General features: G+C 73.3%; 22 protein-coding genes. 11 read left to right on the top strand and 11 right to left on the bottom strand.

Annotation, left to right across the window (positions count from 1 at the left end; genetic code table 11):
• Window positions 1-184 precede the first annotated feature (184 nt).
• From ABZK10_RS17205 to rsmI, 8 genes are all read right to left on the bottom strand, one after another.
• Window positions 185-2,011, bottom strand: a complete 1,827-nt coding sequence (locus ABZK10_RS17205) for an ABC-F family ATP-binding cassette domain-containing protein (RefSeq protein WP_353810507.1) — start codon at window positions 2,009-2,011, stop codon at window positions 185-187.
• Window positions 2,012-2,045: 34 nt separating this feature from the next.
• Complete coding sequence (locus ABZK10_RS17210) at window positions 2,046-2,972, bottom strand: 4-(cytidine 5'-diphospho)-2-C-methyl-D-erythritol kinase (RefSeq protein WP_353810508.1); 927 nt, start codon at window positions 2,970-2,972, stop codon at window positions 2,046-2,048.
• A 9-nt stretch (window positions 2,973-2,981) separates the two neighbouring features.
• A complete protein-coding gene (locus tag ABZK10_RS17215; protein ID WP_353810509.1) occupies window positions 2,982-3,524 on the bottom strand; it encodes a hypothetical protein in 543 nt (180 codons plus the stop codon).
• Window positions 3,525-3,534: 10 nt separating this feature from the next.
• Window positions 3,535-4,425, bottom strand: a complete 891-nt coding sequence (rsmA, locus tag ABZK10_RS17220; protein ID WP_353810510.1) for a 16S rRNA (adenine(1518)-N(6)/adenine(1519)-N(6))-dimethyltransferase RsmA — start codon at window positions 4,423-4,425, stop codon at window positions 3,535-3,537.
• Between the two features lie 25 nt (window positions 4,426-4,450).
• Window positions 4,451-5,464 carry a TatD family hydrolase gene (locus ABZK10_RS17225; protein WP_353810511.1) on the bottom strand — a complete coding sequence of 338 codons (1,014 nt, stop codon included), beginning with the start codon at window positions 5,462-5,464 and terminating at the stop codon, window positions 4,451-4,453.
• Window positions 5,461-7,020 carry a methionine--tRNA ligase gene (metG, locus tag ABZK10_RS17230; RefSeq protein ID WP_353810512.1) on the bottom strand — a complete coding sequence of 520 codons (1,560 nt, stop codon included), beginning with the start codon at window positions 7,018-7,020 and terminating at the stop codon, window positions 5,461-5,463. Before metG ends, ABZK10_RS17225 begins: the two co-directional genes overlap by 4 nt.
• A gap of 42 nt (window positions 7,021-7,062) precedes the next feature.
• Entirely contained in the window at window positions 7,063-8,160 is a 1,098-nt protein-coding gene (locus tag ABZK10_RS17235; protein ID WP_353810513.1) for an NADP-dependent oxidoreductase, read from the bottom strand.
• Window positions 8,161-8,331: 171 nt separating this feature from the next.
• Entirely contained in the window at window positions 8,332-9,156 is an 825-nt protein-coding gene (rsmI, locus tag ABZK10_RS17240; protein ID WP_353810514.1) for a 16S rRNA (cytidine(1402)-2'-O)-methyltransferase, read from the bottom strand.
• 55 nt (window positions 9,157-9,211) lie between these two features.
• Between rsmI and ABZK10_RS17245 the strand changes: the two genes are divergently transcribed.
• The 4 genes from ABZK10_RS17245 (at window position 9,212) to ABZK10_RS17260 (ending at window position 13,877) form a co-directional block, all read left to right on the top strand.
• Window positions 9,212-11,011 (top strand): dolichyl-phosphate-mannose--protein mannosyltransferase, encoded by a 1,800-nt coding sequence (locus ABZK10_RS17245; protein ID WP_353810515.1) that lies wholly within the window; start codon window positions 9,212-9,214, stop codon window positions 11,009-11,011.
• Window positions 11,012-11,210: 199 nt separating this feature from the next.
• Complete coding sequence (locus ABZK10_RS17250) at window positions 11,211-11,762, top strand: cysteine hydrolase family protein (RefSeq protein ID WP_353810516.1); 552 nt, start codon at window positions 11,211-11,213, stop codon at window positions 11,760-11,762.
• 217 nt (window positions 11,763-11,979) lie between these two features.
• Window positions 11,980-13,272, top strand: coding sequence for an O-acetylhomoserine aminocarboxypropyltransferase/cysteine synthase family protein (locus ABZK10_RS17255; protein ID WP_353810517.1), 1,293 nt, complete (start codon window positions 11,980-11,982; stop codon window positions 13,270-13,272).
• Complete coding sequence (locus ABZK10_RS17260) at window positions 13,272-13,877, top strand: CoA-binding protein (RefSeq protein ID WP_353810518.1); 606 nt, start codon at window positions 13,272-13,274, stop codon at window positions 13,875-13,877. Before ABZK10_RS17255 ends, ABZK10_RS17260 begins: the two co-directional genes overlap by 1 nt.
• A 59-nt stretch (window positions 13,878-13,936) precedes the next feature.
• Here the strand turns inward: ABZK10_RS17260 and ABZK10_RS17265 are convergent, their stop codons facing one another.
• On the bottom strand, window positions 13,937-14,938 hold the full coding sequence (locus tag ABZK10_RS17265) for a calcium/sodium antiporter (protein WP_353810519.1): 1,002 nt from the start codon (window positions 14,936-14,938) through the stop codon (window positions 13,937-13,939).
• Between the two features lie 258 nt (window positions 14,939-15,196).
• Between ABZK10_RS17265 and ABZK10_RS17270 the strand changes: the two genes are divergently transcribed.
• The 6 genes from ABZK10_RS17270 (at window position 15,197) to ABZK10_RS17295 (ending at window position 20,956) form a co-directional block, all read left to right on the top strand.
• Window positions 15,197-16,474, top strand: a complete 1,278-nt coding sequence (locus ABZK10_RS17270; RefSeq protein ID WP_353810520.1) for an ABC transporter substrate-binding protein — start codon at window positions 15,197-15,199, stop codon at window positions 16,472-16,474.
• A gap of 59 nt (window positions 16,475-16,533) precedes the next feature.
• Complete coding sequence (locus ABZK10_RS17275; RefSeq protein WP_353810521.1) at window positions 16,534-17,346, top strand: ABC transporter ATP-binding protein; 813 nt, start codon at window positions 16,534-16,536, stop codon at window positions 17,344-17,346.
• Window positions 17,343-18,050 carry an ABC transporter ATP-binding protein gene (locus ABZK10_RS17280; RefSeq protein WP_353810522.1) on the top strand — a complete coding sequence of 236 codons (708 nt, stop codon included), beginning with the start codon at window positions 17,343-17,345 and terminating at the stop codon, window positions 18,048-18,050. The genes ABZK10_RS17275 and ABZK10_RS17280 overlap by 4 nt, the downstream gene beginning before the upstream one ends.
• A 3-nt stretch (window positions 18,051-18,053) precedes the next feature.
• Window positions 18,054-18,938 carry a branched-chain amino acid ABC transporter permease gene (locus tag ABZK10_RS17285; protein WP_353810523.1) on the top strand — a complete coding sequence of 295 codons (885 nt, stop codon included), beginning with the start codon at window positions 18,054-18,056 and terminating at the stop codon, window positions 18,936-18,938.
• Window positions 18,935-20,023 carry a branched-chain amino acid ABC transporter permease gene (locus tag ABZK10_RS17290; protein WP_353810524.1) on the top strand — a complete coding sequence of 363 codons (1,089 nt, stop codon included), beginning with the start codon at window positions 18,935-18,937 and terminating at the stop codon, window positions 20,021-20,023. Before ABZK10_RS17285 ends, ABZK10_RS17290 begins: the two co-directional genes overlap by 4 nt.
• Before the next feature lie 66 nt (window positions 20,024-20,089).
• A complete protein-coding gene (locus ABZK10_RS17295) occupies window positions 20,090-20,956 on the top strand; it encodes a sulfurtransferase (RefSeq protein WP_353810525.1) in 867 nt (288 codons plus the stop codon).
• A 24-nt stretch (window positions 20,957-20,980) separates the two neighbouring features.
• Here the strand turns inward: ABZK10_RS17295 and ABZK10_RS17300 are convergent, their stop codons facing one another.
• Window positions 20,981-21,496 carry a rhodanese-like domain-containing protein gene (locus ABZK10_RS17300; protein WP_353810526.1) on the bottom strand — a complete coding sequence of 172 codons (516 nt, stop codon included), beginning with the start codon at window positions 21,494-21,496 and terminating at the stop codon, window positions 20,981-20,983.
• A gap of 93 nt (window positions 21,497-21,589) precedes the next feature.
• On the opposite strand from ABZK10_RS17300, the gene ABZK10_RS17305 reads away from it, so the two are divergent.
• Window positions 21,590-21,859, top strand: coding sequence for an acylphosphatase (locus ABZK10_RS17305; protein WP_353810527.1), 270 nt, complete (start codon window positions 21,590-21,592; stop codon window positions 21,857-21,859).
• 28 nt (window positions 21,860-21,887) lie between these two features.
• On the opposite strand, the gene ABZK10_RS17310 is transcribed toward ABZK10_RS17305, so the two are convergent.
• The gene (locus tag ABZK10_RS17310; RefSeq protein WP_353810528.1) at window positions 21,888-23,168 is read right to left on the bottom strand and encodes a M18 family aminopeptidase; all 1,281 of its coding nucleotides are present in this window, start codon (window positions 23,166-23,168) and stop codon (window positions 21,888-21,890) included.
• Window positions 23,169-23,191 lie beyond the last annotated feature (23 nt).

A 23,191-nucleotide genomic window follows, 5' to 3' on the forward strand; every position in this document is an offset into this window, starting at 1 on the left:
ACGGTCCGCACGCCGCGCCATCCCAGCCTGAGGGCCATTCCTTGGGTTGAGGGCTGAAGCTTTCGCCCTCAGCCCAAGAAGTGTCCCTCAGCCGGAGGTGCACCCTCGGCCCTGGCGCGGGGAATGGCCCTCAGTCGGCGGCGGGAGCGGCGGTCGCAGGCCCGGGCGAGCGAGGGCGCGCCGGCTACGCCTCGAGGCGCTCCGAGACCTCGAGCCAGCGGGTCTCCAGGTCGGCGACGGATGCCTCGAGCTCGCCGAGCTCCACGGTGAGCACGCCGAGCCCGGTGAAGTCCGTCTGGTCGTGCGCCGCGAGGCGCTCGTGCGCCTGGGCGATCTCGACCCGCAGCTTCTCGAGCCGGCGGTCGATCGATGCGAGCTCCTTCTCGGCCGTGCGGCGCTCGGCGCCGGACAGCGCCGACGCGGACGGCGCGACGGGCGCCTGCGTGGTCGTGGCCGCGGCGACGGCGGACGCGCCGGCACCCGCATCCGTCGACCGCCGCCGGAGGTCGAGGTACTGCTCGACGCCGCCGGGCAGGTGGCGCAGGTGGCCGTCCATGACGGCGTACTGCTGGTCGGTGACGCGCTCGACCAGGTAGCGGTCGTGGCTCACGACGAGCAGCGTGCCCGGCCAGGAGTCGAGGAGGTCCTCGATGGCGGCGAGCATGTCGGTGTCGAGGTCGTTGGTCGGCTCGTCGAGGATGAGCACGTTCGGCTCCTCGAGCAGGATGAGCAGCAGCTGCAGTCGGCGCTTCTGGCCGCCCGAGAGGTCCTTCACCGGGGTCGAGAGCTGCGCGCTCGTGAAGCCGAGGCGCTCGAGCAGCTGGCCCGGCGTGAGCTCGGTGCCGCCGGCGACGTAACTCGACTTCTGGCGGCCGATGATCGCGCTGACCCGCTCGTCGCCGAGGCCCTCCAGCTCGTCGAGCTGCTGCGTGAGGCTCGCGATGCGCACCGTCTTGCCGCGCTTCACGCGACCGCTGGTCGGCGCGACCGCGCCCGTCACGAGACCCAGCAGCGTGGACTTGCCCGCGCCGTTCACGCCCAGGATGCCGGTGCGCTCGCCCGGGGCGATGCGCCATTCGATGTCGCGCAGGATCTGCCGCGGCTCGCCCGTCGTGGCATCCGTCACCTCGACCCCCGCGTCGAGCAGGTCGACGACGTCCTTGCCGAGGCGCGCGACCGCGAGGCCCGACAGCTCGACGCTGTCGCGCACCGGCGGCTCGCCCTCGATGAGCTGGTTCGCCGCCTCGATGCGGAACTTCGGCTTGCTCGTGCGGGCCGGGGCGCCGCGGCGGAGCCAGGCGAGCTCCTTGCGCGCAAGGTTGCGGCGCTTCGCCTCGGTCGCCGCGGCCATCGTGTCGCGCTCGACGCGCTGCAGGATGTAGGCCGCGTAGCCGCCCTCGAACGGCTCGAGGATACGGTCGTGCACCTCCCACGTCGCCGTGCACACCTCGTCGAGGAACCAGCGGTCGTGCGTCACGACCACGAACGCGCCCTGGCCGGCGGGCCAGCGGGTCTTGATGTGGGCGGCGAGCCAGGCGATGCCCTCGACGTCGAGGTGGTTCGTCGGCTCGTCGAGGAAGAGCACGTCCCAGTCGCCGACGAGCAGCGCCGCGAGCGCCACGCGCCGCCGCTGCCCGCCGCTCAGGTCGCCGACGCGCGCCTGCCACGGCACATCCGCCAGCAGCCCGCCGATCACGTCGCGCGTGCGCGCGTCGCCCGCCCACTCGTGCTCGTCGATGCCGCCGACGACGACGTGCGCGACCGTGTGCTCGAGGTCGATCGTGTCGGCCTGGTCGAGCATGCCGACGCGGATGCCCCTACGCCGCGTCACCCGCCCGGCATCCGGCTCCAGCCTGCCTGCCAGCAACCGCAGCAGCGTCGACTTGCCGTCGCCGTTGCGGCCGACGATGCCGACCCGGTCGCCCTCGTCGAGCCCGACCGTCACCTCGTCGAAGACGACGCGGGTGGGGTACTCGAGGTGCAGCCGTTCGCCGCCGAGGAGGTGTGCCATGACCGTCCGAGCCTACCCGCGCGCGGAGCGCGCGTCAGGCCGGGAGGACGCGGGCGCCGTGCACGGGCCCGTGGGCACGGATCGCCGTGAGGCGCGACGCCGAGAGGGCGACCTGCAGCTCGAGGGCCGCGTCGGTGTCGGCCGCGAGGAACGCGACCGTGGGGCCCGAGCCGGAGACGAGGCCCGCGAGGGCGCCGTGGTCGGAGCCGAGCTGCAGGATGCCGCCGAGGCCCGGCGCCAGCTCGAGGGTCGCGGCCTGCAGGTCGTTGTGCAGCACCGCGGCGAGGCGCTCGGGGTCTCCGGCGCGCAGCGCCTGCAGCACCGGCGCGTCGACCGCGGGGCGACGCTCGCCGGGTGCGGCCGCGACGCCGCGCAGGCGATCGAGCTCGGCATAGACGGCGGGCGTGGAGATGCCGAACTCGGCGATCGCGAGCACCCAGTGGAACGAGCCGGTGGCCAGCGCGGGGCTCAGCCGGTCGCCGCGCCCGGTGCCGATCGCGGTGCCGCCGGTGAGCGCGAACGGCACGTCGGCGCCGAGCCGCGCGGCGAGCGCGTGCAGCTCGTCCTTGCCGAGGCCGACCTCCCAGAGCGCGTCGCACGCGACGAGTGCGGCCGCGGCGTCCGCCGACCCGCCGCCCATCCCGCCGGCGATGGGCACGTGCTTCTCGATGGCCAGGTGCACGCCGCTGTCGATGCCGACGTGCGTCGCGAGCATCCGCGCCGCACGCAGCGCCAGGTTCGAGTCGTCGACCGGCAGCGCGGAGGTGTCGATCGACCCGCTGAACGCGACCGAGAAGTCCTCCGCCGGGTACGCCCGCAGGTCCTCGTACAGCGACACCGCCTGGTAGGCCGTGGCGACGTCGTGGTACCCGTCGGGCTGCAGTCCGCCGACCCGCATGAAGAGGTTGATCTTGCCGGGAGCCCGCACGTGCACGACCGGTGTGGCTTCGGCGAGGGTCATTGCTCCAACCTATCCCGCGGCTCGGGCGAGCCATGCGCGCAGCCGGTCCTTCACCTCGGCGAACCGCTCGCCGTCGGCCATGCGGCTCCGGGTGAGGGTGACCGAGGTGCGCTCGCCGCCGGGCGTGGCCTGCGCGGCGAGCCGTTCGCCGTCGTCGAGGTTCCATCGCGCGTTCGGGTACTTCGCGGTGCGGTTCTGCGCGTCGGGCGTCCGCCCGAGCTCGGCGGCGACGACCGCGATCACGGCGTCGAGCGCCGCATCCGTGCCGAACGGCAGGGTCTTCGACACGGATGCCTCGAAGCTGCCGTCCTGCCGCTGCCCCGGTCGACGGATGCCGCGCGCCTGCTGATACCCGACGACGATGCCCTGCGTCCACCACGGGTCCACACCGTGCTCGGCGACCAGCCACTTCACGGTCGCGGGGTGCGTCCACGACGCCGCGCCGGCCGCGTCGAGCACCGCGAACCAACCCTCCCAGTCGCGCCCGGTCGCGGCCTCGAGCGCCTCGGCGCCCATCGCCTGCTGCATGCCCCCCACGGGCGTCTCCGCCATGGGGCTCACGCTACCGCGCGGCGCGGGCGACGGCGAGGAACTGCTCGATGCCGAGCTCCTCGCCACGAGCCTGCGGGTCGACGCCCGCGGCCTCGAGCACGGCGGATGCCTCGGAGCTGGTGCCGCCCAGCACGCCCGCGAGCGCCTGTCGGAGCATCTTGCGACGCTGCTGGAAGGCGGCGTCGATGATCGCGAACGTGGCCTTCCGCTCGGCCTCGGTGCCGGGCTCGTCGTCGGCGCGTGCGAACCCGACGAGCACCGAGTCGACGTTCGGCACGGGCCAGAACACGGTGCGCGACACCTGCCCGGCGACGCGCCAGTCGCCGTACCAGGCGGCCTTGGCGCTCGGCGCGCCGTAGACCTTCGACCCGGGGCGGGCGGCGAGCCGGTGGCCCACCTCGGCCTGCACCATGACGATGCCGCTCGCGAGCGACCCGAAGTGCTCGAGCAGGTGCAGGAGCACCGGCACGGAGACGTTGTACGGCAGGTTCGCGACCAGGCGCACGGGCGCGGCGGGCAGCTCGGTGACGCGCAGTGCATCGGCGTGCACGACGTCGATGCGGGTGCCCGGCTGCATGACGGCGACCGTGTGCGGCAGCTGCTCGGCGAGGCGCCCGTCGATCTCGACGGCCACGACGTGCGCGCCGGCCTCGAGCAGCCCGAGCGTGAGCGACCCGAGCCCGGGGCCGACCTCGAGCACCACGTCGCCGGGGGCGACCTCGGCGAGCTGCACGATGCGCCGCACGGTGTTGGCGTCGTGCACGAAGTTCTGGCCGAGCTTCTTCGTCGGGCTCACGCCGAGGTGCGCGGCGAGGTCGCGGATCTCGGCCGGGCCGAGCAGGCGCGGTTCGGGCGCGGGCGCGCCGGAGGCATCCGTCGCCTCGTGCCGGTGCGCGTTCATCGCCGTCCCCCCACGACCATGATGCTCACGCATCCCCGGGCGGCGCCACCGGTGCCGCGCCGCCGGCGCGCGAAACCGATGCCGCGCCGTCGGCACCGGAAGCCGGCTCCGCGCCGTCGGCACCCGAAACGTACCCCGCGCCATCGGCGCCCGACACCGGCGCCGCGTCCCACCGGCCGTACGCGCGCTCGGTGTTCGCCGCGATCGTCGCCGACAGCTCGTCGACGTCGGCGCCGAGCACCTCGGCCATGAACCGCACGGTGTGCGGCACGAGGTACGGCGCGTTCGGGCGCCCGCGGTTCGGGGCGGGCGTGAGGTACGGGGCATCCGTCTCGACCATGACGAGCTCGCGCGGCGCGGCGCGCAGCCCCTCGCGCAGGTTCTCGGCGTTCTTGAACGTCACGTTGCCCGCGAACGACAGGTACCAGCCGTGCTCGGCACAGACCGCGGCGAGCGCCGCGTCGCCCGAGAAGCAGTGGAACACGGTGCGCTCGGGCGCGCCGACCCGCAGCAGGGTCGCGACCACGTCGTCGTGCGCATCGCGGTCGTGGATCTGCAGGGCGAGGCCGTGGCGCTTCGCGATGTCGATGTGGGCCTCGAACGACGCGAACTGGGCGTCGCGCCCGTCGTCGCCGGTGCGGAACCAGTCGAGGCCGGTCTCCCCCACGGCGACGACGCGCGGCCGGGCGGCCAGCCCGTCGATCGCGGCGAGTGCGTCATCGAGGGCATCGGCGGCCGCGAGTTCGGGCGCGTCGTTCGGGTGGATCGCCACGGCCGCGAGCACCCGCGCATCACGCGAAGCGAGCTCCGCCGACCACTTCGACGTCGCCACGTCGGTACCGACCTGCACGACGCCCGCGATGCCGACCGCGCCCGCCCGATCGAGGTGCTCGGCGGGCGTGATCGGCATCGCCCCGTCGGCCACCTCGAGGTGGGTGTGGTTGTCGTAGACGGGAACCGCGAGCGGCTCGGGCGCCGCCGGGTAGGCCGGCGACCCGCCGTCGCGGGCAGCCCGGGAGCGGAGGTGGCCCGAGGTCACGCCGCGCTCTCGATGCGCGGGAACAGCGGCTCGAGCGGGCGCACCGAAGCGGCACCCTCCCAGTCGGCGGCGCGGTCGATGCGCTGCGCCGAGATCTCGCCCGACCCGCCGAGCGCCGACCACAGCTTCGCGGTCGCGACCGGCAGCACCGGCGTCAGCAGCACGGCGAGCGTGCCGAGCCCGCGGTACGCGGTGTGCAGCACCGTGCCGAGTCGCTCGCGCTCGTCGGGGTCCTTCGCCAGCGCCCACGGCTCCTGCTCGGTGATGTACCCGTTCAGCACGTCGACGAGCTCCCAGACGCTGGCCAGCGCGTCGTGCGGCGCGAAGCGGTCGATGGCCGTCTGGGCGGCATCCGTCACCCGCCGTGCCGTGTCGAGCACGTGCGCGTCCGCCTCGGTGAGCTCCCCCGCCGCCGGCACGGCGCCGTCGAAGTACCGCGTGATCATCGCGACCACGCGCGAGCCGAGATTGCCGAAGCCGTTCGCGAGCTCGGCCTGGTAGCGCGCCGCGAGGTCCTCCCACGAGAACGATCCGTCCTGGCCGAACGCGATCGCCCGCATGAAGTAGTAGCGGAACGCGTCGGAGCCGAAGGTCGACGTGATCTCCTCGGGCGCGATGCCCGTGAGCTTCGACTTCGACATCTTCTCGCCGCCGACGAGCAGCCAGCCGTGTCCGAAGACGCCCTTGGGCACGTCGAGCCCGGCGGCCATGAGCATGGCCGGCCAGATGACGGCGTGGAAGCGCAGGATGTCCTTGCCCACGATGTGGTGCGCCGGCCAGCGGCGGGCGAGCTGCTCGTCGTCCTCGCCGTACCCGACCGCGGTGATGTAGTTCAGCAGCGCGTCGAACCACACGTAGACCACGTGCGACTCGTCCCACGGCACCTTCACGCCCCAGTCGAACGTCGAGCGCGAGATCGACAGGTCGCTGAGCCCCTGCTTCACGAACGAGACCACCTCGTTGCGCGCCGACTCGGGCTGCACGAAGTCGGGCTGCTCCTCGTAGAGCGCGAGCAGCTGCTCGGCGAACGCCGACATGCGGAAGAAGTAGTTCTTCTCGTTCAGCAGTTCGACGGGCTTGGAGTGGATGGCGCACACCTGCTGGCCCGCGTACTCGCCCGTGCCGGCGATGAGGTCGGACGGCTGCTTGTACTCCTCGCAGCCGACGCAGTAGTAGCCCTCGTACTCGCCCGTGTAGATGTGGCCCTCGTCGTAGAGCTTCTGGATGAACTTCCGCACGCCCTCCTCGTGGCGCGCGTCGGTCGTGCGGATGAAGTCGTCGTTGGCGACGTCGATCGTGCCGAGCAGCGGGAACCACGACTCGGTGACGAGCTTGTCGGCCCACTCCTGCGGCGTCACGCCGTTGGCGGTCGCGGTGCGCAGGATCTTCTGGCCGTGCTCGTCGGTGCCGGTCAGCATCCAGGTGTCGTCGCCCCGCTGCCGGTGCCAGCGCGCCAGCACGTCCGCCGCGACCTCCGTGTACGCGTGCCCGATGTGGGGCACGTCGTTGACGTAGAAGATGGGCGTGGTGATGTAGAACGAGGAGCCGTCGGCCATGCCCTCGATTCTATTGGGGGCGGCGGATGCCCCGAGCCCGTGTTACCTCGCCGCGGAGCGCCCTCCCCCGCCGCCTGCGGCGGCCGCGCGACGGGCGTGCGCCGTGGGGCTCGCGACCACCGGCGGCAGGTGCTCCTGCACCTCCAGGTGCTCGTGCACCGTGGGCACGTCGAGCGTCGACTCCTGCTCCTTGAGGGCCGGACCGCGCACCTTCTGCCCGGGGTAGTCCACCAGCTGCATGCCGATCACGATCTTGCCCGGCGCCTCGCGCTTCTCCATCGCGCGGTAGGCGTCCTGCACGCGCTCGAGCGGGAAGATGTCGGCGACGGGCAGCCGGATCTGCCGGTCCTCCACGAGCCGCGCGACCCGCTCGAGCGTGATCATGTCGCCCGCGGAGGCCCTCGCCACGCCGCGCTCGTCTACCGCGTCCCAGTCGGTCAGGGTCGTGATGCGCTGTGGCGGCACGCCGAGCGCCTCGGCGACCGCGACGTCGCCGGCGCCGAGGAAGTCGATGAACGCGTCGACCCCCTGGGGCGCCTCCTCGCGGAGTCGGGCGGCGAGGTCGTCGCCGTAGGCGAGCGGATGCACCCCGAGCTGCCGCAGGAAGTCGAACCGCTCGGGCACCGACGTGCCGAACACGGTCGCGCCCCGCTGCACGGCGATCTGCGCCGCGATGCAGCCGAGCCCACCGGCGGCCGCGGTGATGACGACCGTGTCGCCCTCGCCGACGCCCGTCTGCCGCAGCGCGCCCCACGCGGTGGTGCCCGCCACGTACAGCGAGCCCGCGACCTCCCAGGTCACGTGCGGGGGCTTCTTCATCAGCTGCGAGTCGGGCACCGCGACGAACGTCGCCTGCGCGCCCTCGGCCCACCCCATCACGGCGTCGTTCGGGTGGAACCGGGTCACCCCCGGACCGACCGCGGCGACGATGCCGGCCAGGTCGCGCCCCTCGCCGGCCGGGAACGTCGACGGCGAGCGATCGGGGTGCTCCCCGCGCCGCCGGGCGCTCTCGACGGGGTTGACCCCGGATGCGACCACCTCGACGAGCACCTCGCCGGGGCCCGGCCGCGGCGCGTCGACCTCGACGACCTCGAGCACTTCCGGGCCGCCGAACCTGTTGAACTGAACTGCCTGTGCCATCACGCACCTCCAACTTCCGTTATCGGTGCCTCCACGTCCCATTGTCCCCCCTTCGGGGGTGGATGGGCTGGGAATCGGCGGGGATTCCGAGCGAGGCTCATTCGTCGGGCGGGCGCAGGCCGGCGCGCGCAGGCCGGCGCACGAGGCGCGGCCCACGCGCGCCGGCGCGGATCAGCGCCCGTCGCGCGCGGCGAGCGCCGCCTCGTACAGCTCCCGCTTGCCGAGGCCGGTGTCGGCGGCGACCTCCGCGGCGGCGTGCTTCAGCCGGGCGCCGCCGGCGACGAGGGCCTGCACGCGCGTCAGCGCCTCGGCGGCATCCGCCTGCTTCGGCTCGGCCCCGGCGACCACGATGCAGATCTCGCCGCGCACGCCGTGCTCGGCCCAGGCCGCCAGTTCGCGCAGCCCGCCGCGGCGCACCTCCTCGTGCAGCTTCGTGAGCTCGCGGGCCACGGCCGCACGGCGCTCGTCGCCGAACGCCTCGGCCAGGTCGGCGAGGCTCGCGGCGATGCGGCTCGGCGCCTCGAAGAAGACGAGCGTGCGCGGGTCGTCGGCGAGGTCGGCGAGTCGCCGCATGCGCTCCCCGTGCTTGCGCGGCAGGAACCCCTCGAACGCGAACCGGTCGGTCGGCAGGCCGGAGATCGACAGGGCGGTCACGACCGCGCTCGGGCCGGGGATGCAGGTGACCCGCACGTCGGCCTCGACCGCGGCCTCGACCAGCGGGAACCCGGGGTCGGAGACCGTGGGCATGCCCGCGTCGGTCAGCACGAGCACGTCGGCGTCGCGCGCGTGCGCGACGAGCTCCGCCGCGCGTGCGCGCTCGTTGTGCTCGTGCAGCGGAATGAGGCGGGGACGGTTCGCGATGCCGAGCGCGGCGAGCAGTCGCTGGGTCACCCGGGTGTCCTCGGATGCCACGACGGTCGCCTCGGCGAGCGCATCGCGCAGCCGGGCCGACGCGTCGCCGAGGTTGCCGATGGGCGTCGCCGCGAGGATGATCACCACCCCAGTGTGCCCGACCGATGCGGGCGGCGCCCGTGGCCTAGCATGATGCGGGATGGCTGTGCAGGACGCCCACGGCCCCGAGTCGGGCGCGGTCCCGGCGCGCCGCGACGACGGCGGGGCGCCCGCGACGGACGGCGCCTCGGCCCCGACCACGGCTGCCGGGCGCACGTCGCCGGAGCGGCATCCGCCCGTGCCCGGCCTCTCGCTGCCCGAGTCGGCGTACCTCGCCGGACGGCCCGCGGCCCGGACGGCGCCCCCGTCGCACCCCTCCGAACCCGCCGAACCCGCCGACGACACCCCGGGCGGCAGCACGCTCGACGCCTGGTGGGCGCGCGTGCTCTCGACCCCGCGCCGGCAACGCCTCTGGTACTGGGGCGGACCGATCCTCGTGACGCTCATCGCCGCCGTGCTGCGGTTCTGGAACCTCGGGCATCCGCAGCAGATCGTGTTCGACGAGACCTACTACGTCAAGGACGCGTGGACGCTGTGGCACCTCGGCTACGAGGCGCGCTGGCCCGAGGGCGCCGACGAGGGCTTCGCCGCGGGCGACACCGACACGTACCTCGACGAGGGCTCGTACGTCGTGCACCCGCCGCTCGGCAAGTGGCTGATCGGGCTCGGCATGGCCGCGTTTGGCGCCGACGCCGCCTTCTGGTGGCGCGCCTCGACCGCGCTGGCGGGCACGCTCGCCGTGTTCTTCGTCACGATCGTCGCGCGACGCCTCACCGGTACCACGGCGATCGCCGTGCTGACCGGCCTGTTCCTCGCCATCGACGGCAACGCGATCGTGATGTCGCGCGTCGCGCTGCTCGACGGCTGGCTCATGCTGTTCGCGCTGCTCGGGTTCTGGTTCGTGCTGCTCGACCGCGACCGCACCTGGCGGAGGCTCTCGCGCTCGGTCGTGTCGGCCCGCGCGGGCAGTCGCGAGTCCGCGGTGGGCCCCGCCCTGTGGAACCGCCCATGGGTGCTCGCCGCGGGCGCCGCGTTCGGCGCCGCCTGCGCGGTGAAGTGGTCGGGCGTCTGGTTCCTCGCCGCGTTCGGCCTGTACCTCGTGCTCGTCGACGCGCTGGCCCGTCGCCGCCTCGGCGTCTCGTTCTGGCTGAGCGGCGGCATCCTGAAGCAGGGGCCGATCACGTTCCTGCTGTACGTGCCCGTCGCGCTCGCCGTGTACCTCGCGAGCTGGACCGGCTGGCTCGCGACCGACGGCGGCTACTACCGGCAGTGGGCCGCCGACCCCGACAACGCGATCGGCGCGCAGCTCGACTGGGTGCCGTCGGCGATCCAGTCGCTCTGGCACTACCACGAGTCGGCGTACGGGTACCACGTGGGCCTGCACTCGGAGCATCCGTGGCAGTCGAGCCCGCTCACGTGGCTGCTGATGATCCGGCCCGTCGCGATGTACCTGTCGACCGACCCGGCGTCGTGCGCGGCCGACGCGTGCCGCGAGGTCATCACCGGGCTCGGCAACCCCCTGCTGTGGTGGGGTGCCGCGCTCGCGGTCGGGTACCTGCTCTACCGGCTCGTGCGGTACCGGGAGTGGCAGGTCGGCGCGATCCTGCTCGGCGTGGCGGCCGGGTACCTGCCGTGGCTGATGTACCTCGACCGCACGGTGTTCCAGTTCTACTCGATCGCGTTCCAGCCGTTCACGTTCCTCGCGCTGGGGTACGCGGCGCACGTGATCCTCGGCCGGCGCGACGACCCGTGGTGGAAGCGCGACCGCGGCATCGGCGTGATCGCGGTCTTCACGGTGTTCGCGGTGCTCGTCTCGGCGTTCTACTACCCGCTCTGGACCGGCATCCCGATGGACGAGACGTTCTGGCGCCTGCACGTCTGGCTCCCGGGCTGGAGCTGACCTCCGCGTCTCGGCGTGCGCCGCGGGGGTGCCGCTGTTCAGGAACGACGAACGGCCGGCGGAGGAATGCTGCGCGCCCGGCGCCGGAAACCGCCGGTTCCGGCCACCCGGGCCGGAAATCCGGCCAATCCGTGCGGGGGCCCCGCCACGGGTCCTGAAAAGCGACACCACCCTCGCGCGACCGCAGCATGATGGGGGGATGCAGCCGAGCGACACCGCCCTCATCGTGATCGACGTCCAGCAGGGGTTCGACGACCCGCGCTGGGGGCCGCGGAACGCCCCCGGCGCCGAGGCGAACATCGAGCGACTGCTGGCGGCATGGGCGGATGCCTCGCAGCCGGTCGTCCTCGTGCGCCACGACTCCCGGGAGCACGGCTCGCCGCTGCGCCCGGGGCAGCCCGGCAACGACCTGCGGCCGTTCGTGGCGGGCGCGGCGCACGAGCTGCTCGTCACGAAGCACGTGAACTCGGCGTTCCACGGCGACCCCGACCTCGAGGGATGGCTCACCGCCCGTGGCATCCGGCGCATCGTGCTCTGCGGCGTGCAGACGAACATGTGCGTCGAGACGACCGCACGCGTCGGCGGCAACCTCGGCTTCGACGTGACCGTCGCGCTCGACGCCACCCACACCTTCGACCTGGAGGGGCCGGGCGGCCTGCGCCTCACCGCCGACGAGCTCGCCACCGCGACCGCCGTGAACCTCGCCGGCGGCGGCTTCGCCCGCATCGCCGCCACCGCCGACCTCACCTGAGGCCCACCCGAGCGGGCACCACCGCCTGTACGCGGATGCGGAGATCTACGGCGACACGCCGCGACAGGCTCCGGCGCCACCGGCGAGTCGCGCGGCATCTCCGCATCCGCGCACACGGCCGGGCAACGCGGTCGCCACGGGCCCGAGCACGCGCCCGCGTTTCGCTCGATTACGCAGGCGTCCGGACAACGCCATCCGCGCCACTACGGTGGAGCGCATGGCAGACCGCGAATACGGCTTCAAGACGCGTGCGATCCACGCGGGCAACATCCCCGATGCGGTGCACGGCAGCCGGGCGCTGCCGATCCACCAGTCGACCGCCTTCGTCTTCGACGACACGGCGGATGCGGCCGCGCGCTTCGCGCTGCAGAAGTACGGCAACATCTACTCCCGCCTCGCGAACCCGACCGTGGCGAGCTTCGAGGAGCGCGTCGCGAGCCTCGAGGGCGGCCTCGGCGCGGTCGCCACGGCGAGCGGCCTGAGCGCGCAGTACATCACCTTCGCGAGCCTCGCCGGTGCGGGCGACCACATCGTGGCATCCGCGAACCTCTACGGCGGGTCGATCACGCAGCTCGACGTGACGCTGCGCCGCTTCGGCATCGAGACCACGTTCGTGCAGTCGTCCGACCCGGCCGACTACGCCGCCGCGATCACCGAGCACACGAAGGCGCTGTTCGTCGAGACCATCGCGAACCCGTCGGGCGAGATCGCCGACCTCGAGGGCCTCGCCGACGTCGCGCGCGCCCATGGCGTTCCGTTCATCGTCGACTCGACCATCGCCACCCCCTACCTCAACCGCCCGATCGAGTGGGGCGCCGACATCGTCACCCACTCGGCCACGAAGTTCATCGGCGGCCACGGCACGACCCTCGGCGGCGTGGTCGTCGAGTCGGGCCGGTTCGACTGGCACTCCGACAAGTTCCCGCTGTTCAACCAGCCGGTGCCGAGCTACGGCGGCCTGCAGTGGAACGGCAACTTCGGCGAGTACGCGTTCCTCACGCGCCTGCGCGCCGAGCAGCTGCGCGACATCGGCCCGGCGCTCAGCCCGCACAGCGCGTGGCTGCTGGCGCAGGGCGTCGAGACGCTGCCGTACCGCATCCAGGCGCACGTCGACAACGCGCGCGCCGTGGCCGAGTGGCTCGAGCAGGACGACCGCGTCGCCCAGGTCTGGTGGGCGGGCCTGCCGAACCACCCGCACCACGACCGGGCGCAGAAGTACCTGCCGAAGGGCCCGGGCTCGGTGTTCAGCTTCGAGGTGAAGGGCGGCCGCGCCGTCGGCCAGAAGCTCATCGAGTCGGTGAACCTCGCCAGCCACCTCGCCAACATCGGCGACGCGAAGACGCTCATCATCCACCCCGCGTCGACCACGCACGCGCAGCTGACCGAGCAGCAGCTCGTCGACGCCGGCGTGCTCCCCGGCGTGGTGCGCATTAGCGTGGGCATCGAAGACGTCGAGGACATCATCGACGATCTCGACCAGGCCCTCGCGGCCGCGACCGGAGGCGAATGATGAGCACGGCGACGGATGCCACGAGCACGACGACCACGACCGACGACGTCGAGACGGTGCGCCTGGTCAACGGCCTGAGCTGCGAGATGCCGGCGAACTCGCCACTGGCGAAGCTGCTGCGCTCGCAGCGCACCTGGGAGGGGCCCGACGCGAAGGAACGCCTCGGCATCCTGCGGAAGGCGAAGTCCATCGCGATCGTGGGCGCCTCGTCGAACCCGGCCCGCTCGAGCTACTTCGTCTCGACGTACCTGCTGCAGTCGACCGACTACCGCGTCTACTTCGTGAACCCGAACGCGACCGAGATCCTCGGCCAGCCGGTCTACCCCGACCTGGCGTCGCTGCCGGAGGTGCCCGACATCGTCGACGTGTTCCGTCGCGGCAGCGACATCCCGAGCGTGGTCGACGACGTCCTGGCGTCCGGCGCGAAGACGATCTGGGTGCAGCTCGGCATCTGGAACGAGGAGGCCGCGTACTACGGCGAGGAGCAGGGCCTGACGGTGGTCATGGACCGCTGCATCAAGGTCGAGCACGCCCGCTTCCACGGCGGCCTGCACCTGCTCGGGTTCGACACCGGCCAGATCACGAGCCGCAAGACCCTGCGCTGACCCTGCGCTGACCCGAGCGGGTTCGCCCGGGCGGATGCCCCGGGGCATCCGCCCGCCCGTCAGGTGCGCGCGATGAGCAGGTAGGCCAGGTAGACGAGGTAGGCGGCGACGAACGCCGCACCCTCCAGGCGGCGGATGCGGCTGCCGCTGACGAACACGGGGATGCACGCGACCGCGGTCGCCACCATCACCGGCAGGTCGACCCGGATGATGTCCGGGTCGATGCCGATCGGCGCCGGTGAGACCACCACGGTGAGGCCCAGCACCAGCGCCAGGTTGTAGATGCTGCTGCCGAGCAGGTTGCCGATCGCGAGGTCGCGCGCGCCGCGGATGAGCGCGATGATCGCGGTCGCGAGCTCGGGCGCCGACGTGCCGAGCGCGACGATCGTGAGGCCGATGACCGCCTCCGAGACGCCGAGGGCGGTCGCGATGTCGACGGCGCCGGCGACGAGCCAGTCGGCGCCGACGAGGATCACGACGAGCCCGCCGACCACGTACGCGGCGTCGCGCACCGTCGCCCACCGGGACGGGCGCGGCGGGTGCACGTAGATGATGCTCCCGGTCTCGGTGCGGGTGTACGCGGCCTGCTCGCGGGCGCGCCGGGCGGATGCCGCCTGGCGGCGCGCCCCGCGCACGATCACGGCTGCGTAGGCGACGCCGGCGAGCAGCAGGACGCCGCCGTCGATGCGCCCGTAGGCCCCGTCGAGCGCGAGCAGGAGGGCCAGCACGCTCACGGCCACCATCGTGGGCAGGTCGACGCGGAGCGTGGCATCCGTCACCCGGACCGGCCGCACGAGGGCGACGAGTCCGAGGATCAGCAGGATGTTCAGGATGTTCGTGCCGGCGATATTGCCGACCACGAGCGCACCGCTGCCCTGCAGGGCGGCGTCGATGCCGATCGCGAGCTCGGGCACGCTCGTGCCGAACGCGACGACGGTGACGCCGACGACCATCGGCGAGACGCCGAGCCGCTCGGCGAGCCGCGAGCCTCCGCGCACGAGGAACTCCGCGCCGACGACCAGGGCGACGAGCCCGGCGAGGAAGGCGACGACCGGGGGCATGCGTCAGCCCGTGCGGTCGGTGTCGCGGCGCGCGGGCATGCGTCCAGCCTACGGCGCGCATGGCGCTCGCCGCCCGCGGCCTCCACCGTGCCCGCGCAGGCGAGTGATCGCCCGATCACTTGATGCCTCAGACGCGCGCGTTTTCGGGGGATATCCGTACGTTCGTACGTGAACCGTCATTCACAAAAGTCGTGACATCCGAGGTTCGGAATGTCATACTCGACCCCGCACCACGGTCCACATTCAAGGAGGAATCACATGGCCGCCACCCGTTCCGCACTGCGCCGCCCCGCCCTGTTGGGCATCGGGGCCGGTCTCGCCGTCACCGCCCTCGTCCTGTCCGGCTGCGCCGGGCGCGAGTCCTCCGGGGGCGACGCCCCGGACGCGGCGGCCTGCGACCCCGGCTTCACCGAGACCGAGGTCCGCATCGGCGTCAGCGTGCCGATGTCCGGGCCCGCCGCCGCCTACGGTCCGATCGGCACCGCCGTCCAGGCCTACTTCGACGACGTCAACGAGGCGGGCGGCCTCGAGTTCGCCGACGGCGTCACCCGCGACGTGGTCGTCACCGTGATGGACGACGGCTACGACCCCGCCAAGACCGCCGTCAACGTGCGCCAGCTCGTCGAGCAGGACGAGGTCTTCGCACTCGCCGGCGTGCTCGGCACGGGTGCCGCGATCGCGACCTCGGAGTACGTGACCGAGGAGGGCGTGCCCTACCTCTACGCGGGCACCGGCAGCGACGCGATCCTCGCGCTCAGCGCGGAGTCGCCCTACACGACGGGCTTCATGCCGCAGTACGACTTCGAGGTGCAGACGCTCTCCGACTACATCCTGGCGACCGACCCGGATGCCACGGTGGCGATCCTGTACCAGAACGACGAGTTCGGCGAGTCGATCCGGTCCAACTTCGAGGCGCGCTTCGCGGGCACCGGCGTGGAGATCGTCGCCGAGGAGTCGTACGAGGTGGCGTCGGGCACCGTCGACAGCCAGGTGACCAACCTCGCCGACTCGGGGGCCGACTGGTTCCTCGACTGGGCGGTCGGCACCTTCGCGACGCAGTCGCTGAAGAAGAAGGCCGAACTCGGCTGGGATGCGACCACGGTCATCAACGCGCCGGCCGCGGACGCGACGTTCTTCCTGCTCCCCGCGGGCGAGGGCGCCTCCGACGGCGTCGTGTCGATCGCCTACGCGAAGGACATCACCGACGCGTCGCTCGCCGGCGACCCCGGCTGGGACGCGTACGCCGCATTCGCCGAGGCGCACGCCGACGAGTACGACCCGCGCTCGGTGCCGGCCGCCGCGGGCTACTCCACGGCGCAGCTGCTCGAGCTGGCGCTCGCGAACATGGACGGCTGCACGCGCGACGCGCTGATCGAGTCGGCGTCCTCGTTCGACGGCGAGACGATCGACCTGCTGCCGAACGACGTCACGATCTCGACGTCGCCGGAGTACCCGTACGTGTTCTCCGAGCTGAAGGTGCAGATCTTCAACGGCGCGAACTGGGAGCTGCAGGACGAGGTCTTCACCAAGCAGTGACCATCCCGGTCGGGGGGGGGGGGGGGGCCCCCCCCCCCCGACCGCACCCGAGGAGCACCATGCGCATCATCCGACTCGACACTGGCCCCGACTCCCCCCTCGTCATCCGTCCGCTGCTCGAGGTGGACGACATCCACCTCTCCTTCGGCGGCGTCCGTGCGCTCGACGGCCCCGGCCTCACGGTCGCGCCCGGCGAGATCGTCGGGTTGATCGGCCCGAACGGCGCGGGCAAGACGAGCCTCTTCAACTGCATCAGCGGCCTGTACCGGCCCGACTCGGGCAGCATCCGCTTCGCCGGCGAGGAGCTCGTCGGCATGCCGCGCCACCGCATCGCGCGGCTCGGCGTCGGTCGCACGTTCCAGAACCTCGGACTGATCCCGCGACTGCCCGTGCTGCACAACGTGCTCGCCGGCACCTACCGCACCACGCGCGGCGGCTTCTGGGCCACCGCGCTGTCGCTCCCGCAGGTCGCGCGCGACGAGGAGCGGGCCACGCGCGACGCGATGCAGCTGCTGCACTCTCTCGACCTGCTCGACGTGGCCCTCGAACCCGTCGGCACCCTGCCGTTCGGCACCCAGAAGCGCGTCGAGCTCGCCCGCGCCCTGGTCGGCGAGCCGCGGCTGCTGCTCGTCGACGAGCCCGCGAACGGCCTCGTGCATTCCGAGGTGATGGAGCTCGCCGAAACGATCCGACGGCTCGCCGGCGAACGCGACATGGCGGTGCTCGTGGTCGAGCACCACATGGGCCTCGTGCGGTCGATCTGCGACCGGGTGGTCGTGCTCGACTTCGGGCGACTGCTCACCCAGGGCAGGCCGCGCGAGGTTGCCAACGACCCGCGCGTCATCGAGGCGTACCTGGGGACGGCCGCATGAGCCTCCTCGACGCCCGCGGACTCACCGCGGGGTACGGCCAGATCACGGTGCTGCACGACGTCTCCCTCCGCATCGAGCCCGGCGAGATCCTGGTCGTGCTCGGCTCCAACGGCGCGGGCAAGACCACGTTGCTGCGGGCGCTCTCGGGGCTCATCCCCGCTCGCGGCGAGCTGACCGTCGACGACGTGTCGGTCATCGGCACCGGCACGCACCGGCTCGCGGAGCTCGGCATGGCGCACGTCCCGCAGGGGCGCGGCACGTTCGGCGACCTCACGGTCGAGGAGAACCTGCTCGTCGGCGCGGCCACGCGTCCCCGGCGCGAGGCGCGCACCGACCTCGACCGCTGGTACGCGCGGTTCCCGCGCCTCGGCGAGCGCCGGCACCGCCACGCCGCGGGCCTGAGCGGCGGCGAGCAGCAGATGCTCGCGATCGCACGGGGCTTCATGTCGCGCCCGCGACTCGTGCTGCTCGACGAGCCGTCGCTCGGCCTCGCGCCCGCCATCACGACCGAGTTGTTCGGCACGCTCGCCGAGCTGCACCGCGAGTCGGGCGCCGCCATGCTCATCGTCGAGCAGAACGCCGAGCTCGCACTCCGCATCGGCGAGCGCGCCCTCCTCCTCGAGCACGGGCGCATCGTGCAGCGCGGCACCGCCGACGAGTTCCGATCCAGCGACGACATCCGTCGCGCGTACCTGGGGGTGTGACCCGTGGACCTCCTGCTCCAGCAACTCGTCGACGGCGTCGCGGCAGGCGCGATCTACGGCGCGCTCGCCCTCGCCCTCGTACTCGTCTACCGCGCCTCGCACACGATCAACTTCGCCCAGGGCGAGATGGCACTGCTCGGTGCGTACCTGTCGTGGCAGTTCACCGCGTTCGGACTGCCGCTGCTCGCCGCGCTCGCCGTGTCGGTCATCGCCTGCGCGGCGCTCGGCATGGGCATCGAGCGGGTGCTGATCCGCCCGCTCGCGAAGCGCAACCAGCACCTGCCGATGATCATCACGACGCTCGGCCTCATGATCGCCCTGAACGCGGTCATCGCCTGGGTCTGGGGGCACCAGACCCGCGAGGTGCCGCCCGTGCTCGGGCAGGGCGCCGTCGAGGTCGCCGGCGCGGCGCTCTCCCGGCAGGACCTCGTGATCATCGCGACCGTGCTCGGCGGCGCCGTCGCGCTGGCCGCGTTCTTCCGGTTCACCCGCACGGGCCTGTTCATGCGCGCCACGGTGGCCGACCCCGAGTCGGCCCGGCTGTCAGGCGTGCGCACCGGGCGCATGCTGTCGGTCGGCTGGGGCCTGGCCGGGGGCATCGGCGCGATCGCGGGCACGCTCATCGCCCCGGAGCTCTTCCTGCAGCCGGGCATGATGGCGCCGGTGCTCATCTACGCCTTCGCGGCCGCGACCCTCGGCGGGCTCGACTCGCCGCTCGGCGCGATCGTCGGCGGCATCATCGTCGGCCTCGCCGAGAACATCGCGGGCACCTACGTGCCGTGGATCGGCAGCGAGTTCAAGCAGGGCCTCGCCCTCGCGATCATCCTCGTCGTGCTGCTGCTGCGGCCGGCCGGGCTGTTCGGTTCCCGGAAGGTGGTACGCGTATGACGACGCAGCTCGACGAGCAGACCGAGCGGGCGGATGCCGCTGCGCCGGCCGCTCCCCCGCGCGCCCCGCGCACCACGCCGGTGGAGTGGCTGCGCACCCCGCGCCCGCCGCTGACCCTCTCGAGGCCCGTCGGCATCGCCCTCGGCGTCGCCGGGATCGTCGCGCTGGCGATCGTGCCCTTCGTCAACCCGAGCTGGGTGAACCTGCACGTGGCGCTCGTGCTCATCTTCGCGATCGTCGCGATGGGGCTGAACCTCCTGGTCGGCATGGGCGGCCAGGTCTCCCTGGGCCACGCCGCGTTCTTCGCGGTCGGGGCGTACACGACCGCGGTGGTGGGCGCCGCGGGCGTGCCGGCGGTCGCGACCTTGCCGCTCGCAGGCGCCGTCGCGTTCGCGATCGGCTGGCTCTTCGGCATCCCGGCGCTGCGCCTGCAGGGCCTCCAGCTCGGCCTCGTGACGCTCGCCCTCGCGCTCGTGACGCCGCCGGCGATCCGCCAGCTCGACGACATCACGCGCGGCAGCCGCGGCATCTCCATCGACGGCGACGCGCCCGTCGGGGTGCCGCTCGACCAGGACCAGTGGGTGTACCTGCTCGCGCTGGCGGTGTTCGTGCTGGCCTGGATCGTGACGGCACGGCTGGCCCGTGGGCGCATCGGCCGCTCGTTCGTGGCGATCCGCGACGCGGAACTGGTCGCCGAGACCCTCGGGGTGCCCGTGCAGCGCACCAAGGTGCGCCTGTTCGCCACGTCGGCCGCGTACGCGGGCGTCGGCGGCGGGCTGTACGCGATGCTGCTGGAGTTCATCGGCCCGGAGAACTTCGGCCTCACGCTGTCGATCTCGTTCGTGACCATGATCGTGGTGGGCGGCATCGCGACCGTTCCCGGCGCGGTGCTCGGCGCGGCGTTCGTGCAGGCGGTGCCGGCGATCGCGGGCGAGATCGACCCGGCGGCCGCGGGCTTCACGTACGGCGTCGTGCTGCTGCTGTTCGTCTTCTTCGTGCCGTTCGGCCTGATCGGGGTCATCCGCGGCGCGCTGCGGCCCATCGTCGACCGCGTGCCGTGGCTCCGGCCGCGACGGCTGCGGTGACGCGCTGTGTGACCCCGCGTGTCGGCGTCGCTCGTGCCGTGCGCGGGGGCGGCATAGCGTGACGGCATGACGCTCACCCTCGACGCCCCCCTCGTCAGCACGCAGTGGCTCGCCGATCGACTCGGCGCCGACGACCTGGTCGTCGTCGACGCCACCGTCGTGCACGCCTCGACGCCGCAGGGCCCCCGACCCCTCAGCGGGCTCGACGCCTACCTCGTCGACGGGCACGTGCCGGGCGCCGTGCACGGCGACCTGCTGGAGGTCTTCTCCGACCCGGCCGGTCGGCACGGCTTCCCGCGCCCCGACCTGGCGGCGCTGGCCGACGCGGCGCAGGAGCTGGGCATCCACGACGGAGCGACCGTCGTCGTCTACGACGCGGCGCTCGGCCAGTGGGCGGCACGGCTCTGGTGGGTGCTGCGCGCGGCCGGCGTCGAGCGCGTGGCCGTGCTCGACGGCGGGCTCACCGCCTGGCGCGCGGAGGAGCGGCCGTTGGCGACCGGGCACGAGGGAGCGCCCACCGAACGGCCGCTCACGCTCGTGGAGCGCCCCGGGGCGTGGGCCGACCGCGACGAGGTCGAGGCCGTCGTCGCGGGCGCGGTCGACGCGGCGCTCGTGTGCGCGCTGTCGCCCCGCGACTTCGCGGGCGACGGCGGGGCCGTCGGCCACATCCCGGGCAGCGCGAACCTGCCGTTCGGCAGCGTGGTCGACCGTGCGAGCCGCCGGTTCGCCGGGTCCGACGCGCTCGCGCAGCGGGCGGGGTCGGAAGGCCGCGTCATCGTCTACTGCCACGCCGGCGTGGCCGCGGCGGGGCTCGCCTTCGCACTCGTCGCGAACGGCGCCGACGACGTGGCCGTGTACGACGGCTCGCTCAACGAGTGGGCGTCCGCCCCCGGGGCGCCGCTCGCGCGCCTCGACCCGTCGCCGGTCGCCTAGCGGCGGCGCGCGGCGTCGACGGGGTCAGCAGCCGCAGGCGACGGGCGCGCCGAGCGGCCCGGCCGCGGCATCCGACACGCCGGTCAGCGGGTCGACGGCCCGGCTGCCCGAGCCCGACTCCCCCGCGATCGGGTAGCCTTCGCGCGTCCAGTACTCGAACCCGCCGAGCATCTCCTTGACGGGGTGCCCGAGGGACGCGAACGCGAGCGCGCCCTTCGCGCCGCCGTTGCAGCCGGGGCTCCAGCAGTAGACGACCACCGGGGTGCCGGGCGCGACGAGCTCGTGCGCCTCGGCGGCGATGCGGGCGTGCGGCAGGTGCAGGGCGCCCTCGACGTGCCCCTGAGCCCAGCCGGCCTCGCTGCGCACGTCGACCACCACGAAGCCGGGATCGCCCGTGGCCAGTGCCTCGGCCACGTCGGAGGCGTCGGTCTCGAAGGCGAGGCGCGCCCGGTGGTGGGCGACCGCCTCCTCGGGGGTGGCGGCGTGCGCGAACACGCCGGAAGCGGGGGCGACGGATGCGACGGGGGTCTCTGCGCTCATTCGGGCATCATCGCCCGGGACCCCCGCCCGCGTCGCGCGAAGATGCGTCGCCGACCGTCGATTTCCAGACAGGTTCTGGGCCACACTGGGGGCATGACGAGGCTGCGCATCACCGTCACGGGCATGGTCCAGGGGGTCGGCTACCGCTGGTGGACGCGCGCCGAGGCGGAGCGCCTGGGCCTCGCCGGGTGGGTGCGCAACCGCACCGACGGCCGGGTCGAGGCCGAGGCCGAGGGCGACCCGCAGGCCGTCGCGGCACTCGTCGACTGGATGCGCGGCGGGCCGCCGTCGGCGACCGTCACCGCGCTGGAGACGGCCGAGGTCGCACCGACCGGCGAGCCGGGGTTCCGCATCTCGATGTGAGGCGTCGCGCCCGGCACGACGGCACCGGTCAGCCCTCGAGCGCGAAGAACGCGCCGATGGCGGCGCCCAGCCCGACGAGGTCGTCGACGTGCACGAGCTCGCGCGCGGAGTGCATCGACAGCAGCGGCACCCCGACGTCGACGGTGCGCATGCCGAGCCGGGTCGCGGTCAGCGGTCCGATCGTCGACCCGCACGGGATCGTGTTGTTCGACACGAACGGCTGCGTGGAGACGCCTGCCGCGTCGCACGCGCGCGTCCACATGGCGGCGCCGACCGCGTCGCTGGCGTAGCGCTGGTTCGCGTTGAGCTTCAGCAGCGGGCCGCCGCCCGGCGCCGGGCGATGCGTGGGGTCGTGTCGCTCCGCGTAGTTCGGGTGCACGGCGTGCCCCGCGTCGGCCGAGAGGCACCACGACGCGGCGAGCGCGCGCCGGCGCGAGGCATCCGTCGCGCCGTTCGCCTCGCCGATGCGCACGAGCACGTCCTCGAGGAACGGCCCGCTGGCCCCCGAGCGCGAGTTCGACCCGAGCTCCTCGTGGTCGAAGGCGGCGAGCATGCTGATATGCCCGGCGTCGTCGGGAGCATCGAGCAGGGCCCGCAGGCCCGCGTGCACCGACGTGAGGTTGTCCATGCGCGGACTCGCGAGGAACGCGGCGCCCTCGCCGAACCGTGCGGGCGGCTGCGTGTCGACGGTCATGATGTCGTGGCCGGCGATCTCGCCGGGCTCCAGGCCGGCTCGCGCCGCGAGCAGCTCGCCGAGGTCGCCCGTCGACGCCTCGACCCCCCAGACCGGCTGCGTGTGCCGCTGCTTGTCGAGCGTCAGCCCGTCGTTGTTGACGCCCCGGTCGAGGTGGATCGCCAGCTGCGGGATGCGCAGCATCGGCCCGGTGCGCACGAGGCGCACGAGGCCATCCCGCGTGGCGACGCGGCCGGCGAGCTCGAGCTCGCGGTCGAGCCACGAGTTCAGCAGCGGGCCGCCGTACACCTCGACGGCCGCCTGCTTCCACCCGTTGCCGCGCACGTCGGGCACCGGCTTCAGCTTGAACCCGGGCGAGTCGGTGTGCGCCCCCAGCACCCGCACGGGCAGGGCGTCGGATGCCTCGGGCTGCACCCACGCGATGACCGCGCCGTCGCGCACGACCACGAAGCGCCCCGCGCCCCCGGGCCACTCGTCGCCCTCGTCGAGCCAGGTGAAGCCCGCCTCGACGGCGCGCTCGGCCACCTCGACGGCGGCGTGGTACGAACTCGGGGCGGCCTGGACGAACCGGGAGAAGTCGTCGACGATCGCGTCGACGTCATGGGAGTGGGGCATGCCCCCATCCAACCATCCCGGTG

The sequence above is a fragment of the Agromyces sp. SYSU T00194 genome (assembly GCF_040496035.1).
Classification (GTDB): domain Bacteria; phylum Actinomycetota; class Actinomycetes; order Actinomycetales; family Microbacteriaceae; genus Agromyces; species Agromyces chitinivorans.

Coding starts and splice junctions, on each gene's coding strand:
- ABZK10_RS17205 (WP_353810507.1), bottom strand. CDS start 2,011: ATGGCACACCTCCTCGGCGGCGAACGGCTGCACCTCGAGTACCCCACC.
- ABZK10_RS17210 (WP_353810508.1), bottom strand. CDS start 2,972: ATGACCCTCGCCGAAGCCACACCGGTCGTGCACGTGCGGGCTCCCGGC.
- ABZK10_RS17215 (WP_353810509.1), bottom strand. CDS start 3,524: ATGGCGGAGACGCCCGTGGGGGGCATGCAGCAGGCGATGGGCGCCGAG.
- rsmA (WP_353810510.1), bottom strand. CDS start 4,425: ATGAACGCGCACCGGCACGAGGCGACGGATGCCTCCGGCGCGCCCGCG.
- metG (WP_353810512.1), bottom strand. CDS start 7,020: ATGGCCGACGGCTCCTCGTTCTACATCACCACGCCCATCTTCTACGTC.
- ABZK10_RS17235 (WP_353810513.1), bottom strand. CDS start 8,160: ATGGCACAGGCAGTTCAGTTCAACAGGTTCGGCGGCCCGGAAGTGCTC.
- ABZK10_RS17245 (WP_353810515.1), top strand. CDS start 9,212: ATGGCTGTGCAGGACGCCCACGGCCCCGAGTCGGGCGCGGTCCCGGCG.
- ABZK10_RS17250 (WP_353810516.1), top strand. CDS start 11,211: ATGCAGCCGAGCGACACCGCCCTCATCGTGATCGACGTCCAGCAGGGG.
- ABZK10_RS17255 (WP_353810517.1), top strand. CDS start 11,980: ATGGCAGACCGCGAATACGGCTTCAAGACGCGTGCGATCCACGCGGGC.
- ABZK10_RS17260 (WP_353810518.1), top strand. CDS start 13,272: ATGAGCACGGCGACGGATGCCACGAGCACGACGACCACGACCGACGAC.
- ABZK10_RS17265 (WP_353810519.1), bottom strand. CDS start 14,938: ATGCCCCCGGTCGTCGCCTTCCTCGCCGGGCTCGTCGCCCTGGTCGTC.
- ABZK10_RS17270 (WP_353810520.1), top strand. CDS start 15,197: ATGGCCGCCACCCGTTCCGCACTGCGCCGCCCCGCCCTGTTGGGCATC.
- ABZK10_RS17275 (WP_353810521.1), top strand. CDS start 16,534: ATGCGCATCATCCGACTCGACACTGGCCCCGACTCCCCCCTCGTCATC.
- ABZK10_RS17280 (WP_353810522.1), top strand. CDS start 17,343: ATGAGCCTCCTCGACGCCCGCGGACTCACCGCGGGGTACGGCCAGATC.
- ABZK10_RS17290 (WP_353810524.1), top strand. CDS start 18,935: ATGACGACGCAGCTCGACGAGCAGACCGAGCGGGCGGATGCCGCTGCG.
- ABZK10_RS17295 (WP_353810525.1), top strand. CDS start 20,090: ATGACGCTCACCCTCGACGCCCCCCTCGTCAGCACGCAGTGGCTCGCC.
- ABZK10_RS17300 (WP_353810526.1), bottom strand. CDS start 21,496: ATGAGCGCAGAGACCCCCGTCGCATCCGTCGCCCCCGCTTCCGGCGTG.
- ABZK10_RS17305 (WP_353810527.1), top strand. CDS start 21,590: ATGACGAGGCTGCGCATCACCGTCACGGGCATGGTCCAGGGGGTCGGC.
- ABZK10_RS17310 (WP_353810528.1), bottom strand. CDS start 23,168: ATGCCCCACTCCCATGACGTCGACGCGATCGTCGACGACTTCTCCCGG.